Source organism: Kribbella sp. NBC_01505 (assembly GCF_045040285.1).
GTDB lineage: Bacteria > Actinomycetota > Actinomycetes > Propionibacteriales > Kribbellaceae > Kribbella.
Genome location: NZ_CP109425.1, coordinates 1,778,216 through 1,791,885, shown reverse-complemented (window position 1 = coordinate 1,791,885; position 13,670 = coordinate 1,778,216). Strand labels below are relative to the sequence as shown.

Annotated in this window: 15 protein-coding genes; 7 read left to right on the top strand and 8 right to left on the bottom strand. The window is 68.2% G+C overall.

What is annotated here, in order from left to right; all coding sequences use genetic code 11:
* Positions 1–8 precede the first annotated feature (8 nt).
* Positions 9–1,418 carry a serine hydrolase domain-containing protein gene (locus OG474_RS08120; RefSeq protein ID WP_405061601.1) on the top strand — a complete coding sequence of 470 codons (1,410 nt, stop codon included), beginning with the start codon at positions 9–11 and terminating at the stop codon, positions 1,416–1,418.
* A gap of 489 nt (positions 1,419–1,907) precedes the next feature.
* Here OG474_RS08120 and OG474_RS08115 read toward each other — a convergent pair whose 3' ends face one another.
* On the bottom strand, positions 1,908–2,159 hold the full coding sequence (locus tag OG474_RS08115) for a hypothetical protein (protein WP_405061600.1): 252 nt from the start codon (positions 2,157–2,159) through the stop codon (positions 1,908–1,910).
* A 1,081-nt stretch (positions 2,160–3,240) separates the two neighbouring features.
* Positions 3,241–3,633: a VOC family protein gene (locus tag OG474_RS08110; RefSeq protein ID WP_405061599.1), complete on the bottom strand. Its 393-nt coding sequence runs from the start codon at positions 3,631–3,633 to the stop codon at positions 3,241–3,243.
* A 29-nt stretch (positions 3,634–3,662) separates the two neighbouring features.
* On the opposite strand from OG474_RS08110, the gene OG474_RS08105 reads away from it, so the two are divergent.
* Positions 3,663–3,983 carry a hypothetical protein gene (locus OG474_RS08105; RefSeq protein ID WP_405061598.1) on the top strand — a complete coding sequence of 107 codons (321 nt, stop codon included), beginning with the start codon at positions 3,663–3,665 and terminating at the stop codon, positions 3,981–3,983.
* Here OG474_RS08105 and OG474_RS08100 read toward each other — a convergent pair.
* The 4 genes from OG474_RS08100 to OG474_RS08085 form a co-directional block, all read right to left on the bottom strand.
* Entirely contained in the window at positions 3,976–4,767 is a 792-nt protein-coding gene (locus OG474_RS08100) for an alpha/beta fold hydrolase (RefSeq protein WP_405064552.1), read from the bottom strand. The genes OG474_RS08105 and OG474_RS08100 overlap by 8 nt on opposite strands.
* Positions 4,768–4,810: 43 nt before the next feature.
* On the bottom strand, positions 4,811–5,110 hold the full coding sequence (locus OG474_RS08095) for a hypothetical protein (protein ID WP_405061597.1): 300 nt from the start codon (positions 5,108–5,110) through the stop codon (positions 4,811–4,813).
* 72 nt (positions 5,111–5,182) lie between these two features.
* Positions 5,183–5,515: a VOC family protein gene (locus OG474_RS08090; RefSeq protein WP_405061596.1), complete on the bottom strand. Its 333-nt coding sequence runs from the start codon at positions 5,513–5,515 to the stop codon at positions 5,183–5,185.
* 453 nt (positions 5,516–5,968) lie between these two features.
* Positions 5,969–6,268, bottom strand: a complete 300-nt coding sequence (locus tag OG474_RS08085; protein ID WP_405061595.1) for a hypothetical protein — start codon at positions 6,266–6,268, stop codon at positions 5,969–5,971.
* Between the two features lie 200 nt (positions 6,269–6,468).
* Between OG474_RS08085 and glmU the strand changes: the two genes are divergently transcribed.
* Together glmU and OG474_RS08075 are read left to right on the top strand one after the other, a co-directional pair.
* The gene (gene glmU, locus OG474_RS08080; protein ID WP_405061594.1) at positions 6,469–7,941 is read left to right on the top strand and encodes a bifunctional UDP-N-acetylglucosamine diphosphorylase/glucosamine-1-phosphate N-acetyltransferase GlmU; all 1,473 of its coding nucleotides are present in this window, start codon (positions 6,469–6,471) and stop codon (positions 7,939–7,941) included.
* Positions 7,942–7,954: 13 nt separating this feature from the next.
* Positions 7,955–8,935, top strand: a complete 981-nt coding sequence (locus OG474_RS08075; protein ID WP_405061593.1) for a ribose-phosphate diphosphokinase — start codon at positions 7,955–7,957, stop codon at positions 8,933–8,935.
* Here the strand turns inward: OG474_RS08075 and OG474_RS08070 are convergent.
* A complete protein-coding gene (locus OG474_RS08070) occupies positions 8,932–9,594 on the bottom strand; it encodes a hypothetical protein (RefSeq protein ID WP_405061592.1) in 663 nt (220 codons plus the stop codon). The two genes, OG474_RS08075 and OG474_RS08070, sit on opposite strands and share 4 nt — an antisense overlap.
* 140 nt (positions 9,595–9,734) lie before the next feature.
* Here OG474_RS08070 and OG474_RS08065 point away from each other — a divergent pair, with 140 nt between their 5' ends.
* The 3 genes from OG474_RS08065 to OG474_RS08055 all read left to right on the top strand — a co-directional run bounded on the left by OG474_RS08065 (position 9,735) and on the right by OG474_RS08055 (position 13,096).
* Positions 9,735–11,702 (top strand): sensor histidine kinase, encoded by a 1,968-nt coding sequence (locus tag OG474_RS08065; protein ID WP_405061591.1) that lies wholly within the window; start codon positions 9,735–9,737, stop codon positions 11,700–11,702.
* Positions 11,690–12,322 (top strand): response regulator, encoded by a 633-nt coding sequence (locus OG474_RS08060; RefSeq protein ID WP_405061590.1) that lies wholly within the window; start codon positions 11,690–11,692, stop codon positions 12,320–12,322. Before OG474_RS08065 ends, OG474_RS08060 begins: the two co-directional genes overlap by 13 nt.
* A 222-nt stretch (positions 12,323–12,544) precedes the next feature.
* The gene (locus tag OG474_RS08055; protein WP_405061589.1) at positions 12,545–13,096 is read left to right on the top strand and encodes a DUF1932 domain-containing protein; all 552 of its coding nucleotides are present in this window, start codon (positions 12,545–12,547) and stop codon (positions 13,094–13,096) included.
* Here the strand turns inward: OG474_RS08055 and OG474_RS08050 are convergent.
* Positions 13,093–13,578, bottom strand: a complete 486-nt coding sequence (locus OG474_RS08050; RefSeq protein WP_405061588.1) for a CAP domain-containing protein — start codon at positions 13,576–13,578, stop codon at positions 13,093–13,095. The genes OG474_RS08055 and OG474_RS08050 overlap by 4 nt on opposite strands.
* Between the last annotated feature and the right edge of the window lie 92 nt (positions 13,579–13,670).

Here is a 13,670-nt window from a genome sequence, read left to right as displayed (position 1 = left end):
CTGCCGGGATGTCTGCCCTTCTGCCGCGTTCGACGCCGGCCGCTTCGGGAATGTCGTCCCGCGCGATCATCGCGCTGCTCGACCACATCGAAGCGGAGTCCATCGAGCTGCACTCGATCATGGTCGTACGGCGCGGACACGTCGTAGCGGAAGGCTGGTGGGCGCCGTACTCGGCCGATCGACCGCACCTGCTCTACTCGCTGACCAAGTCGTTCACCTCGACCGCCGTCGGGCTGGTGATCGCCGATGGGCTGCTGTCGTTGGACGATCGCTTGGTAGATGTGTTGCCCGAGCATGTGCCGGATGACGTGTCGGAGCAGGGGCGACGGATCACCGTGCATCACTTGCTGTCGATGACGGTCGGGCATGCCGAGGACAGCCTCGGTCCGGCATGGGAGCTGGAGCCGGCCGACCTGGTGAAGGGCTTCCTGCGCGTACCGTTCACCGAACCCGAGGGCACCCGGCACATCTACGACAACGCGACCACCTTCATCCTGGCGCGGATGGTCGAACGCGTCACCGGCCGCGGGCTGCCGGAGTTCCTCGACGAGCGGCTGTTCCGGCCGATGGGTATCGAGCACGCCGAGTGGGATCGAGTGGCGAGCGGTCTCGCGTTCGGGTTCCACGGTCTGCACCTGAGGACCGAGGCTGTCGCCGCGTTCGGTGAACTGCTGCTGCGCGGGGGCCGGTGGGGTGACCGGCAGCTCGTTCCGCGGGACTGGGTTGAGCTCGCGACCAGTCAGCACATCGAGACGCTGCCGGTCGAGGACGCGTGGGCGTCCTCGGACTTTCTCTGCGGGTACGGCTACCAGTTCTGGCGGTCGCGGCACGGCTACTTCGGGAACGGCGCGTTCGGCCAGCAATGCATCGTCGTACCGGAGCACGACCTGATCATCGCCGTCACCTCCGCCCTCGACGAACGCCAACCGATCCCCGGCATCTTCTGGGACTTCGTGCTGCCGGGGATCGACGAGGCAACCCCCGAGTACGACGCTGTCCTCGCCGACCGGCTGCGGAAGCTGTCGCTCGCGCCGGTGTCCGGCGAGGGCCTGACGCGCTCAGCCAAAGCGACCATCGACGCATCCGTTGAGAACTCAGCACTGCCGTCCGGTACGACGGTTGTCGTCGACCCCGTCGATGGTGGCTGGCGGTTGACGGTCGGCTCGTGGCCGGCGATCGAGGTAGGCCATGTCGAATGGCGCGAAAGCTCTCCCCTCGGCCGTCCCGTCGTGGCGACCGGCGGCTGGCAGGGCGATACCTTCCGAGCCGACCTCTACGTGATCACGACACCGCACCACGTCCGGCTGATCGTCAACGCCACAACGGCAACCGCCACTTGGAACGGCGTACCCCTGACCGGCCCCAACCTCCAGCTGCTCCTGCAATCCCCCCTCATGACCCGCCCCGACGTCTCGTAACCAACCCAAAGAGCAGCCGGTCCACCTTTGGGCGCGCGCTGCATCTTTGTGTACCTACCAACCATTCGTGGACCGCGGAAGCGGTTGGTGGGTGCTCAAAGTTGGCGGGCGTGTACAAGGAGAAGGCGGCCCACCTTGGGGGCGGGCGGCGTCTCGTAATCAGCCCAAGGAGCAGCCGGCCCACCTTTGGGCGCGCGCCGCATCTTTGTGTACCTACCAACCATTCGTGGACCGCGGAAACGGTTGGTGGGTGCTCAAAGTTGGCGGGCGTGTACAAGGAGAAGGCGGCCCACCTTGGGGGCGGGCGGCGTCTCGTGGTCAGCCCAAGGAGCAGCCGGTCCACCTTTGGGCGCGCGCTGCATCTTTGTGTACCTACCAACCATTCGTGGACCGCGGAAACGGTTGGTGGGTGCTCAAAGTTGGCGGGCGTGCACAAGGAGAAGGCGGCCCACCTTTGGGGCGGAGGAAGGGGCGGTCGGCGGGTCGTGACTAGGTGAGGAGGCGTAGGGCGGGGTGGGGAACGGGGCGGTCCGCGGAGAAGACCACGTTGAAGGTTCCGCGGGTGATGCCGTCGTCGCCGAGTTCGGTCTCGAAGGCGAGCGCGATCATGTCGTCCATCTGGATGGGGTCGTCGGCGGCCAAGGTCTTGGCGACGTGGCGGGAGAGCGCGGTGAGGGACTGGTCCTCGGCGTCTGTTGGCAGGCCGATCGAGAAGTGCCGCGCGGGGAAACCCGTGGTCATGGACAGATGGTCGCACCGAGCGCCGTACGGCGTCATGGGGTTTGTGGGGGACCCTATGGCCGGTGAGCCAAGGCGAGTCGGGTTGCTGTCAGGCGCTAACGTCCGAAGGCCCGCGGTACGTGGTTGGGCGTTTTTTCGGACGTTGTGCTGTGGGGGTTGGCCGGTACGGCGGGGGTGCGCTGGGATGCGGCCGGTGGGGTCGGTTCGTGGTTGTTCGCCGTTGCGGCCGGTTGGCAGGGGTGGGTGGGTTGCGAGGTTGCTGGCGGTGTTGGGTCGTGGTGGGCTGGGGGCTTTGTCTGGGCAGGAACCCCGCCTTCCTGAATGTGCTCGTCCCGTCCGTTCGCTCGGATTCGGCCGGGGGCGTCGGCGGTGGCTGGTCGCCGCTGCGGCCGGATCTACTGAGACGGGTGGCTGGGGTGGTCTTCGGTTGAGGGGGATGGCGAGGCCGGTGACCGCGGTTCTGGTTGCTTGTGGTTAGCGGGCTACGGTTGCGGCCGGTCGCGAGGAGGCCTGACAGCTGACCCGCCGCGGTGGTTCTTCACTGGCCACCAGTGCCCGCCAGGGCGGTCGCTCGCTGTTCACCTCAGGCAACGGTCACTGTCATCGCGGCCCGTTCAGGTGCCTCAGCCATAGCCCGTCAGCCGTAGGCGACGAAGAGCCGCGGTCACCGGCCTCGCCATCCCCCTCAGCCACAGACTCGCCGTACTGGGCGCTTCAGTGGCCGCCGGAGGTGGGCGTATCGCGTCTTTGTGGAACCAAATAGGCGCCCAGCGACCATGAGACTCCACAAAGACGAGCAGAACCAAGTCCCGCCAGCGATTCGCGGCGCGCGACGGCCCGGCCGCCGTCCAGCGGGGCGAACTGCCCCGTGGATGCAGCTTTGCGGGGTTCTGCTGTCATCCAGCGGCAGCAGATCCCCGTGAACCGGGCAAACCTGCAGTCGCTGGGGTTAACGTCCGAAGATACGAAGACCAGGTACTGCGGTCGTTCGGACGTTAGGCGCGACGCGGTCACAACGTCCGAAAGACACGCTGATGACGTACTGCGATCGTTCGGACGTTGGGCGGGTGAAGCGACACCGTTAGGTAATCGGACTTGGGGGGACCCAGCAGAGGCAGAAGGGGTGGCCGGCGGGGTCGGCGTAGACGTTGGTGCCTCGGGTGGCGGTGGGGTCGCCGGACTTGAGGACGCGGGCGCCCAGGGTGAGGGCTTTGTTGTGGGCCTCGGCGTGAGCGGCTTGGCCTTCGAAGTAGAGGTCGAGGTGGATCTGCTGGAGCCGGGTGGGGTCCGGCCAGGTGGGTGGTTGGTGTTCCGGGGAGTGCTGGACGCCGAGCGCCCAGTCGCCGTCGACCCAGATCGCGTGCCAGCGGTCGTTCCACTTCTCGACCGTGCCGTCCAGGAACCCTGCCCAGAACGTGCTCTCGGCGTCCAGGTCCGCGGCGTCCAAGACGATCATCCGGTGCTTGATGTCCATGGGACACAGTCTTACCGGACAATGGCGGGGTGGAGTATCCGATTGCGCAGGACGATCTGGTTCAGGTGGAGCTGCGTCGTTCCGGGTTCGTGGACTGGAACTACCTGGCGGGTGGGGCCGACGGGCTGATCGAGCTCGCCGTCGCCCTGGTCGCCTGGCTGATCAACTGGTTCGTGCACTGCGTGGTGTTCTGGGGCGGCTGGACGCTGCGCGTGTGGGAGGTCGGGGACGACGACATGGTCCGGCTGATCCACAAGCAGCGCTACCGCCGGAAGCGGCATGCGCTGGCCGATGTGGACCGCCAACTCCGCGAAGGCCGAGCCTCGCTCGGCGAGCCAGAGGTCAGCTAAGGAAAGTGTTCAGGTGGTTGGCCCAGAGGGTGGGGTGTTCGAAGTGGCACATGTGGGCGGCGTTGGGGACGAGTGCCAGTTGCGAGTTGGGTACGGCGGCGTGTAGGCGCTCGGCTAGTTGCACCGGGAAGCCCATGTCCTTCTCGCCGTGCAGGATGAGGATGGGCTTGGCGAGGTCGCGCAGGATCGTTTCGGCATCGCCGGTGAACCACGGGTGGTAGAGGCCGGCCATGGCGCGTTCCCAGCTCCAGTCGCCTTCATCGGTACCGAGGCTCTCCAGGAGTTCGAGGTACGCCGGTGCCTTGGCGAGGTCCCAGACGAAGATCGTCGAGTTGCGTTCCTCGGGTTTCGCCACGCGCTCGCGTCGCTGGTATTCATCCCAGTTGGCCAGATACTTCTCCGCAGCACGACCGTCGTACGCCGAGGTCGAGGCCAGCACGAGTCGCCGTACGAGCTCGGGGTGTTTGTCCACGAACTGGATCGCAGCCCGACCGCCGGTCGAGAAGCCGAGCAGGTCCACCTGCCCCAGCCCGAGCTCCTGGATCAGCCGCCGGGTGTCCTCCACGACGTACTCCGGTTGCAGCCGGTCGGCAGGCAGCCCACGGGAACTGCGCCCGCATCCCCGGAAGTCGAACAGCACCACGTGCCGTTTGACCTCGGCGAAGCCCGGCACCAGGTAGCCGTGCCCCACATCCGGCCCGCCATGGATCACCACCAGGGACGGCTCGTCGGTCCGCTCGCCCAACTCGCGCACGAACAACTCGACCTCGCCGACATCCACCATCCGCTCCACCCCAGCAGCCTGCCAGGCAGCTCCGACAGTTCGGCTAGGCGGTGATGGGGATGCCGACGTCTTGGCACTCGCGGATCTCGCAAGGGGACGGGAGGAGCTTGGTGAGGTTGGCGGCGGTGGTCTGGTCGGGGAGATCGACGAGGTAGGCGCCGTGGAGGTCGGTGGGTGGTTCGGTGGGGAGGAGCGGCAGTACGGCGTGCAGCGTGCCGTGGGCGCGGACGGCGGTGGTGAAGGTGGCGAGGTCCGCCAGGTAGGCGTCGCGGGTGGTCTCGTCGGCGGCGTTCCACTGGGCGTAGTGGTCGGGCTCGCTCATCAGGATCAGGTACTTCGTCATCGGGGTCCTCGTCTCTGATCGGGGTGCTTGTCCCGGACTTGACGGATGGGAAGGGCCGGAATCGACAGCGGATCAGGTTTCGATCAGGCAGAAGAGGATGCCGTCGGGTGCTTCCATGACGGTGAAGTCCGCGTCTTCCGGGTAGGTCCAGTCCTCGACCAGGCGAGCGCCCAGGCCCTCCATGCGCGCGACCTCGGCGGCGACCGTGGTGTCGGCGCTCACCCACAGATCCAGGTGCGTGCGGTCGCTCGAGTCGAGATGCAGCCGCGTCGACGCCCCGGCCGGCGGGATCAGGAAGTCATGGTTGCCGGCCTGTTGCGTGTAACCGAGCGCCTGACTCCAGAACGCGGAGGCCGAGGTCGTGTCGGGCACGTTGAACACAATCGCGCCAAGCGTGAGTCCCATAGTTCCTCCAGGTGCACAAGAGATTTCGCCTGTCCCGCATTGTCGCGCGCTCAACCCCCATTTCGCGCCGATCGCAGTCCGTCAGCCGCACCGATGGCGAGCTTGCTACGCCAACCGCCGACCGCCGACCGCGCCTGCCCGCACCCGACCGCCACTCGGCGAACCCCCCAACTCCGTGGATATCCCTCCCTCCGGGGGGTTGCCCCCTGAAAGTACGGACAGGCAACCCGTCCCAAGGAGGGGCAACCCCTCCTTGGGACGGGCGGGCCCCCCTTTCGGTGGGCAACCCCTCAGTGCGATGGGTAGCCGTTGGTTTGGGGGGTTGCCTGCTGGAAGGACGAGGGGGCAACCCCTCGTTTGAAGGGGCAACAGTCGGGCGGAGAGCGGGGGGAGAAGGGCGCGGCGGGGGAGGCGGGGAGAGGGGAGGCTGGGGGAGGGGAGGAGGGGGCGAGGTCAGTCGGTGAGTTGGTCGGGGTGGACGTCGAAGTCCGCGGTGCCGTCGGAGGTGAGGACGCCGTGCGGGAGGTCGATCGTGATGCGGACCCGGTCCGGGGTGCGGGTGAGAACTTCGCATTCGAGGAGGATCTCGGTGGGGAGGACGGTGTCGAGGGAGAGCTCGGGGCCGCCGAAGATCGGTTCCTTGTCGACGATCGATCGCCGTACGCCGTCCGCGTCGGTGACCTCGGTCTCGAGGACGAACGGGAACTGGTCGGTGTCGGCCCATCGGATGGCCAGGACTCGGAGGTTGGGCATGGGGCGAGTATGGGGCGCGGGCGGGTACGGAGAGTCACGGGGTGTGGGATCGGTCACCGTGGGTCTGGTGGGGAGCGGGGGCCGGGATGGGGGGATGCGGGATCCCCGGAAAGAAGAAGTAGGCTTGCGCGGGCACTGAATCGGGTGCCTGTGCAGATACTTGTTCCAGAAACTCGCAGGGAACTCGAGGAGAAGACCGCGTGACTTCCCATCGCCCCGCGGCGGTCGTGATCATGGCCGCCGGGCTCGGAACCCGGATGAAATCGTCGACCCCGAAGGTGCTGCACGAGATCGGCGGGCGCAGCCTTGTCGGTCACGCGGTGGTGACCGCGCGGGCGTTGACGCCCGAGCACCTGGTGGTCGTGGTCGGCAACGGCCGGGAGCTGGTCGAGGCTCATCTGACCGCGCTGGACCCGGACGTGAAGACCGCCGTCCAGGAGCAGCAGCTCGGGACGGGCGACGCCGTGCGCTCCGGACTGACCGCCGTACCGGCTGCTTTCGAGGGCTCGATCGTGGTCACGTCGGGTGACGTGCCACTGCTGGAGTCCGAGACGCTGCACGAGCTGGTCGCCGAGCACGACAAGCAGGGGAACGCCGTCACCGTGCTGACCGCGCGGGTCGCCGACCCGACCGGGTACGGGCGGATCGTCGCGGGCGAGGACGGCACGGTCGCCGCGATCGTCGAGCACAAGGACGCGACCGCTGAGCAGCGTCAGATCGACGAGATCAACGCCGGCATCTACGTCTTCGACGCGGCCACGCTGCGCGACGGCCTGAGCCGGCTGACCACCGACAACGCGCAGGGCGAGCTGTATCTGACCGACGTCCTGTCGATCGCCCGCAACGACGGCAAGCGCGTCGGCGCCTACGTCACCGACGACGCGATGCAGACCGAGGGCGTGAACGACCGCGTCCAGCTGGCCACGCTCCGCGCCGAGCTGAACCGCCGGACGCTCGACAAGCTGATGCGCGGCGGCGTCACGATCGTCGACCCGAACACGACCTGGGTGGACAGCACCGTCGTGCTCGCCCAGGACGTCACCCTGCTGCCGAACACGCAGCTGCACGGCGCCACCACGGCCGGCAGCGGTACGACGATCGGCCCGGACACCACGCTCACCGACGTCGAGATCGGGGCGAACGCGAGCATCATCCGCGCCCACGGTTCCAGCTCGGTGCTCGGTGACGGCGCGAGTGTCGGCCCGTTCGCCTACCTGCGGCCGGGCACGAAGGTCGGCGTGAAGGGCAAGATCGGCACCTTCGTCGAGACCAAGAACACGAGCATCGGTGACGGCGCCAAGGTGCCGCACCTGACGTACGCCGGGGACGCGACGATCGGCGAGGGCGCGAACATCGGCGCCGGCACGATCTTCGCGAACTACGACGGCGTGAAGAAGTACCCGACGTTCATCGGCAAGTACTCCTTCATCGGGAGCAACTCGGTGATCGTCGCCCCGCGGACGGTCGCGGACGGCGCCTACCTGGCCGCCGGCACCGCGCTGACCGAGGACGTCGGTCCGGGCGAGATCGCCGTGGCCCGGGGCCGGCAACGCAACATCAAGGGCTGGGTCGCGCGCAAGCGCGCCGGAACGAAGACCGCTCAGGCGGCCGCGGACGCACTCGCGCAGAGTGCGGACGCGACAACGCCGAGCGACACTGGCGAGAAAGCGTAACGGGAGGCCGGCCATGAGCGGGATGAAGCGAACCACCGAGAAGAACCTGATGGTGTTCTCCGGCAGAGCCCATCCCGGGCTGGCCAACGAGGTCGCCGAGCAGCTGGGCTCCGGCCTGGTGCCGACCTCCGCCTACGATTTCGCGAACGGCGAGATCTACGTCCGCTTCGAGGAGTCGGTGCGCGGCAGCGACGCCTTCGTGATCCAGAGCCACACCTCGCCGATCAACGAGTGGATCATGGAGCAGCTGATCATGGTCGACGCGCTGAAGCGCGCCTCGGCCAAGCGGATCACGGTCGTGCTCCCGTTCTACGGCTACGCCCGGCAGGACAAGAAGCACCGCGGCCGGGAGCCGATCTCGGCCCGCCTGATGGCCGACCTGTTCAAGACCGCGGGCGCGAACCGGCTGATCTGCGTGGACCTGCACACCTCGCAGATCCAGGGCTTCTTCGACGGTCCCGTCGACCACCTGATGGCGCTGCCGATCCTGAGCGACTACGTCCGGGAGAAGTACGGCGACCAGCAGCTGGCCGTGGTCTCCCCGGACGCCGGCCGGATCAAGGTGGCCGAGCAGTGGTCCGCGCGGCTGAACAACGCGCCGCTGGCCTTCATCCACAAGACCCGCGACATCGACCGGCCGAACGAGACGGTCGCGAACCGGGTCGTCGGTGAGGTCAAGGGCCGGGTCTGCATCCTGGTCGACGACATGATCGACACCGGCGGCACGATCACCAAGGCGGCCGACGCGCTGATGGCCGAGGGCGCCGCGGGTGTGGTGATCGCCGCGACCCACGCGATTCTGTCCGGTCCCGCGGTCGACCGGCTGAAGAACTGCCAGGCCAGCGAGGTGATCGTCACCAACACGCTGCCGATCTCCGAGGACCGCCGCTTCGACAAGCTGACCGAGCTGTCGATCGCGCCGCTGATCAGCCGGGCCATCCGCGAGGTCTTCGAGGACGGCTCGGTGACCAGCCTCTTCGAGGGCCGCGCCTAAGCCGTACGGCGGTAGGCGCGGTAGGCGTAGTACGCCGTTCCGAGGCTGGCCGCGGTCATCGGAACGGCGGTGACGAGCCCGGCGACGCCGTTCCCGGGAACGATGAAGGTGGCGATGATGGTCAGCCACAGGATCGGGATCCAGCGCGGAACGGCACCGGACCGCCACAGGCCGACGGCCTGGATAACGGTGCCGAGGGCAACCAATAGCGAACCCGGCATCAGCACACCGAAGACGTGGGCGAAGTCGTCGTTGATCCGGTCGATGACTGACGGGTCGACGCCGGCTGCGGTCGCGAAGTAGTAGGCGGCTGCCCAGCCACCTACGCCCACGGCGTACAGGGCGGTGCCGATCCACATCATGACGCCGCCGACGGTGGCCCAGGCGGCGCCGCGGGCGCGCACCAGCAGAACGGTGAGCAGGGCCTGGGCGGGCACGTTGATGATCAGGTTCGCGGCCAGCGCCACGAGCAGTCCCCACCAGAGCGCGCGATGCGGCTGGATGTCGGCGTACGCGTAGGTCTCGCCGCCTCCTGACGGTTCGGGCCAGAGCAGCCCGCCGGGGAGTGCGGCCAGGGCGGTGGCCGCCAGCGCGAGGGCGACGAAGCCGACCCGGCGCCGGGTGGTCGGGGTGCTGCGGACGAGGGTTTCGGTTGACATGACGGGTACCTCCTGAACGGGACGGTCTGACCACTTCAGGGAACCGCCGCGGACCGGTCCGGCACATCGGAGTCAGCGCGGAGATGGATCTCCGTGCTGACTCGGAAGCCTGGCTGAAGATTCGGTCCTAACCTGACGGCATGTGGTGGCCGCGATGGGCGACACTCGGCACCTTCCTGCTCGTTCCGGCGCTGGCCGTGGGCAGTGGCTGGCTGCTGCTCACTGGCGCCGCCGGTCCGCACACGGTGCGCAACTTCGCCGCTCTCGGCACAGTCAGTACGGCGATCGCCGTACTCGGCCTGCTGATCGCCCGGAAGGTCCCGGGGAACCTGGTCGGCCCGCTGCTGACCTGGGTCGGGGCGACCGCGATGTACCTGGCGTCGCGGGACGTCTACTACGCCGCAGTGGTCGCCGAGCCGGGCAGACTGCCGCTGGACAGCCGCGTGGTCGCGTTGCTCGACGAGAGCGGCTGGTGGCTCTTCATCGCTGTCGCTCTGATGCTGCTGCACTTCCCGGACGGTCAACTGCCGAGTCCGCGCTGGCGAGTGCCTGCTGCGCTGCTCGTGGTCTGCGGTGTCGCCCAGCAAGGGTTCGGTGCCGTGGCGACGGTCCCCTTCCTCGCACCGCTCCAGGACCTGCCACGCCCCTTCGCACCACCACCGCTCGCCGTCCGGGTGCTCAGCGAGGCCGTCTTCGTACTCCTGCTCGCGTTGCTCCTGGCCGCAGCAGTCTCGCTAGTGGTGCGCTTCCGCCGCTCGACCGGACGTGTGCGTGCGCAGCTGAAGTGGCTGTCGCTGGCCGGACTGGCGGTCGCGGTCTACCCATTCGTCTGCCTGACCGAGCTACTGATCGCAGGCAAGACCGGACTGGTCTCAACAGTCTTCGGCATTGCCACTCTGATCGCGCTGCCCACCTCAGTGGCCGTTGCGATGCTCCGCCACGACCTGTACGACGTGGACCGCGTCATAGCCGACACAGTCACCTACGCGATCGTCGTGGTCGGTCTACTGGGCACGTACGCCGTGACTGCGCTGACACTCGGGCTCTTTCTGGGGAAGGGATCGGCGACTGCGGCTGCGGTCGCTACTGCGGCCTGTGCGCTCGTGCTGAGCCCACTCCGAGTCCGACTGCAACGACTGGTCGACCGGCGGCTGTATCCGCCGCGCAGGGCCGCGTTGGCCGCGATCGAAGACCTGCAGCGGCGCATCCACACCGAGCAGGCCGATCCGGAGGACCTGGAGAAGTCCCTGCAGACCGCACTCCGGGATCCCGCTCTGCGCGTCGGTCTGCTGGTGCCGGGAGCCTCCGGGTTCATCGACGCCGGTGGTCGGCCAGTGGGGATCGAAGGCGGCGTACCGGTGATGCTTGGCGGCGTACAGATCGGTCTGCTTGCGGGGGCGAGCGGTCCGGCGGTACTGAAGGCTGTGGCGACCGGTGCGGCCAGTCTCGTCGAGGTGAGCAGACTACGGGCGGAGCTGGCCCGGGCGCTGCGGGACGTCGAGGCCAGTCGGGCCCGGCTTGTCCAGGCGGGTGATCAGGAACGCCGGCGGCTGGAGCGCGACCTGCATGACGGCGCGCAGCAGCGGCTGGTGTCTCTGGGCATGGCGCTGCGGTTGGCGCAGCGACACCTGGCCGATGGAACAGTCGATGTGAACGGTCTGCTGGACCAGGGGGTGGCTGAGCTGTCGACTGCGATCGCTGAGCTGCGGCAGATCGCGCACGGGCTCCGGCCGACCAGTCTCGACGACGGACTGCACGCGGCGCTCACCGCGATCACTCGCACGCTGCCGATTCCGGTCCGGCTGGACATCGGTCCCGGGGAACTGCCTGAGGAGCTGGCGACGACGGCGTACTTCGTGACGGCCGAGGCGGTCACCAATGCGGCGAAGTACTCGCGGGCGACCGCCATCGCGGTCCGGGTGGAGCAGTCGGCCGCAGACGTGCGGATCCGGGTCGAGGACGACGGCTGCGGTGGGGCGGAACCGCGACCGGGCTCCGGGCTGAGCGGTCTGCTGGATCGCGTCGCAGCGATCGGTGGATCGTTGTCGATGCACAGCCCGGCCGGACGCGGTACGACGATCGAGGTGGTGCTGCCATGCGGATTGTGATCGGTGAGGACTCGGCGCTGTTCCGCGAGGGACTGGCGCGGTTGCTCGCTGACGCTGGGCACGAGGTGGTCGGCCGGGCAGCCGATGCGGTCAGCCTGCTGACGGTGGTGGCGGAGACGCGGCCGGATCTGGCCGTGATCGACATCCGGATGCCACCGGACCACACCGATGACGGTGTGCGGGCCGCTCGGCAGTTGAAGGAGAGCTATCCGGCGATGGGGATCGTCCTGCTCTCACAGCACATCGAGACCCGGCACTCGATCGAGCTGGTCAGTTCCGGTGGGTTCGGCTACCTGCTGAAGGACCGGGTGTTGGATGTCGATCAGTTCCTGGATGCACTGACCAGAGTGGCGTCCGGTGGATCGGCATTGGACCCGGAGGTCGTCGCGAGGCTACTCGGGCGGCCGGAGCGGCTCCGCGCACTGACACCGCGGGAGTGGGAGGTGCTGGCGCTGATGGCGGAGGGATGCACCAACGCCGGCATCAGCCGCCGGCTGTGGCTGAACGAGCGCACGGTCGAGACCCACGTCGGCAGCATCATGGCCAAGCTCGGACTGATCTCGAACGCCGAGGACCACCGGCGCGTGCTCGCGGTACTGGCATATCTCGGCCAGAGCTGATCTGCTCGGGCCATGCGGATTACCGTCTTTCACCCGGGTGCCATGGGATCGCGGCTTGCCGGGGAGCTGGTCAGTGCTGGGCATGTGGTGAGTTGGGTGCCGGAGGGGCGTAGCGGGGCGTCTGTTGAGCGAGCTGAGGCGGCTGGACTGGTCGGGCAGTCGTTTGATGAGGCGATTGCTAGCGCTGAGGTGGTGCTGTGCTCCTGTGCACCGCAGGGTGCGGTGGACATCGCTCGGGAGGTAGGGCGGGCTGGATTCACCGGCCTGTACGTCGAGGCGAACCCGCTGTCCCCGATGTCCCTGCGGGAGGCGCAGTCCGCCGTACCGGAGGCGACGTTCGTGGACGCTGGGGTAGTGGGACCGCCACCGAGTGGTGGGGCGAGTCCGACGCACCTGATGCTGTCGGGAGCTGCGGCTGAGCAGGCTGCCGCGTTGTGGGCCGGTACGGCGGTGACTCCGCGCGTGGTTGGGACGGAGCCAGGCGCAGCCAGCGCGGCGAAGTCGGCGTACGCGTTGTACAACAAGGGCAAGGCGGCGCTGGCGGTGCTGGCGTTCCAGCTGGCCGAGAAGCATGGCGTGACGGACGCACTGGTCGCGCAGCAGGTGCGGGCGGACGCAGGCTCCCTCCGCGACCCACAACTGCCGGAGCAGCTGCGGGCCGTGGCGTGGCGCTGGGGGCCGGAGTTCGACGAGCTGGCCGACACTCTGGACGACGCCGGGCTGGAAGGCGATGCGGCCCGGGCGCTGCGGCAGGTCTGGACCAAGCTGACCTAGACCGTGCCGAAGTCCTGCACCCAGTAGTGGTCGTAGGTGGAACTGGTGTTGTAGCCGTAGCCGACGCCGATCGAGCGGTAGCTGCAGTTCAGGATGTTGGCGCGATGTCCGGCTGAATTCATCCAGCTCGTCACGACCGCCGCCGGTGTGGTCTGGCCGGCGGCGATGTTCTCTGCCCGACCGCTGTTGCTGGGGTAGCCAGCCTGTGCGATCCGGTCCCACGGGGTCCGGCCGTCCAGACTGTTGTGGCTGAAGTAGTTCCGGTTGGCCATGTCGGCGGCGTGGCCCTGGGCGGCGTTGTCGAGCGCGCCGTTGCGGTTCAGCGCCGGACAGCCCACCTTCGCGCGCTCGGCGTTGGTGCGGGACACGACCTCCGAGCGGAAGTCCTGCGGAGTCATGGTGGCGGCAGCGGGGCTGGTGAACGAGATCATCGCGGTCAGGAGCCCGGCAAGCGCCAGACCTCCTCGGACACGTGTGCGCATGGTGCACTCCTCGTCGGTGTGGGGGCGGTCAAACCAGACGGTGCAGTTCAGAACGTACTCTGCCCAACCGTCACCACCCTGGCCACCTCTGC

What these genes read in the sequence shown, in the direction of transcription:
- OG474_RS08090 (WP_405061596.1), bottom strand. Translation starts at nt 5,515, where the DNA reads ATGGGACTCACGCTTGGCGCGATTGTGTTCAACGTGCCCGACACGACC.
- OG474_RS08075 (WP_405061593.1), top strand. Translation starts at nt 7,955, where the DNA reads ATGAGCGGGATGAAGCGAACCACCGAGAAGAACCTGATGGTGTTCTCC.
- OG474_RS08100 (WP_405064552.1), bottom strand. Translation starts at nt 4,767, where the DNA reads ATGGTGGATGTCGGCGAGGTCGAGTTGTTCGTGCGCGAGTTGGGCGAG.
- OG474_RS08095 (WP_405061597.1), bottom strand. Translation starts at nt 5,110, where the DNA reads ATGACGAAGTACCTGATCCTGATGAGCGAGCCCGACCACTACGCCCAG.
- OG474_RS08110 (WP_405061599.1), bottom strand. Translation starts at nt 3,633, where the DNA reads ATGGACATCAAGCACCGGATGATCGTCTTGGACGCCGCGGACCTGGAC.
- OG474_RS08120 (WP_405061601.1), top strand. Translation starts at nt 9, where the DNA reads ATGTCTGCCCTTCTGCCGCGTTCGACGCCGGCCGCTTCGGGAATGTCG.
- OG474_RS08115 (WP_405061600.1), bottom strand. Translation starts at nt 2,159, where the DNA reads ATGACCACGGGTTTCCCCGCGCGGCACTTCTCGATCGGCCTGCCAACA.
- OG474_RS08085 (WP_405061595.1), bottom strand. Translation starts at nt 6,268, where the DNA reads ATGCCCAACCTCCGAGTCCTGGCCATCCGATGGGCCGACACCGACCAG.
- OG474_RS08050 (WP_405061588.1), bottom strand. Translation starts at nt 13,578, where the DNA reads ATGCGCACACGTGTCCGAGGAGGTCTGGCGCTTGCCGGGCTCCTGACC.
- OG474_RS08065 (WP_405061591.1), top strand. Translation starts at nt 9,735, where the DNA reads ATGTGGTGGCCGCGATGGGCGACACTCGGCACCTTCCTGCTCGTTCCG.
- OG474_RS08060 (WP_405061590.1), top strand. Translation starts at nt 11,690, where the DNA reads ATGCGGATTGTGATCGGTGAGGACTCGGCGCTGTTCCGCGAGGGACTG.
- OG474_RS08070 (WP_405061592.1), bottom strand. Translation starts at nt 9,594, where the DNA reads ATGTCAACCGAAACCCTCGTCCGCAGCACCCCGACCACCCGGCGCCGG.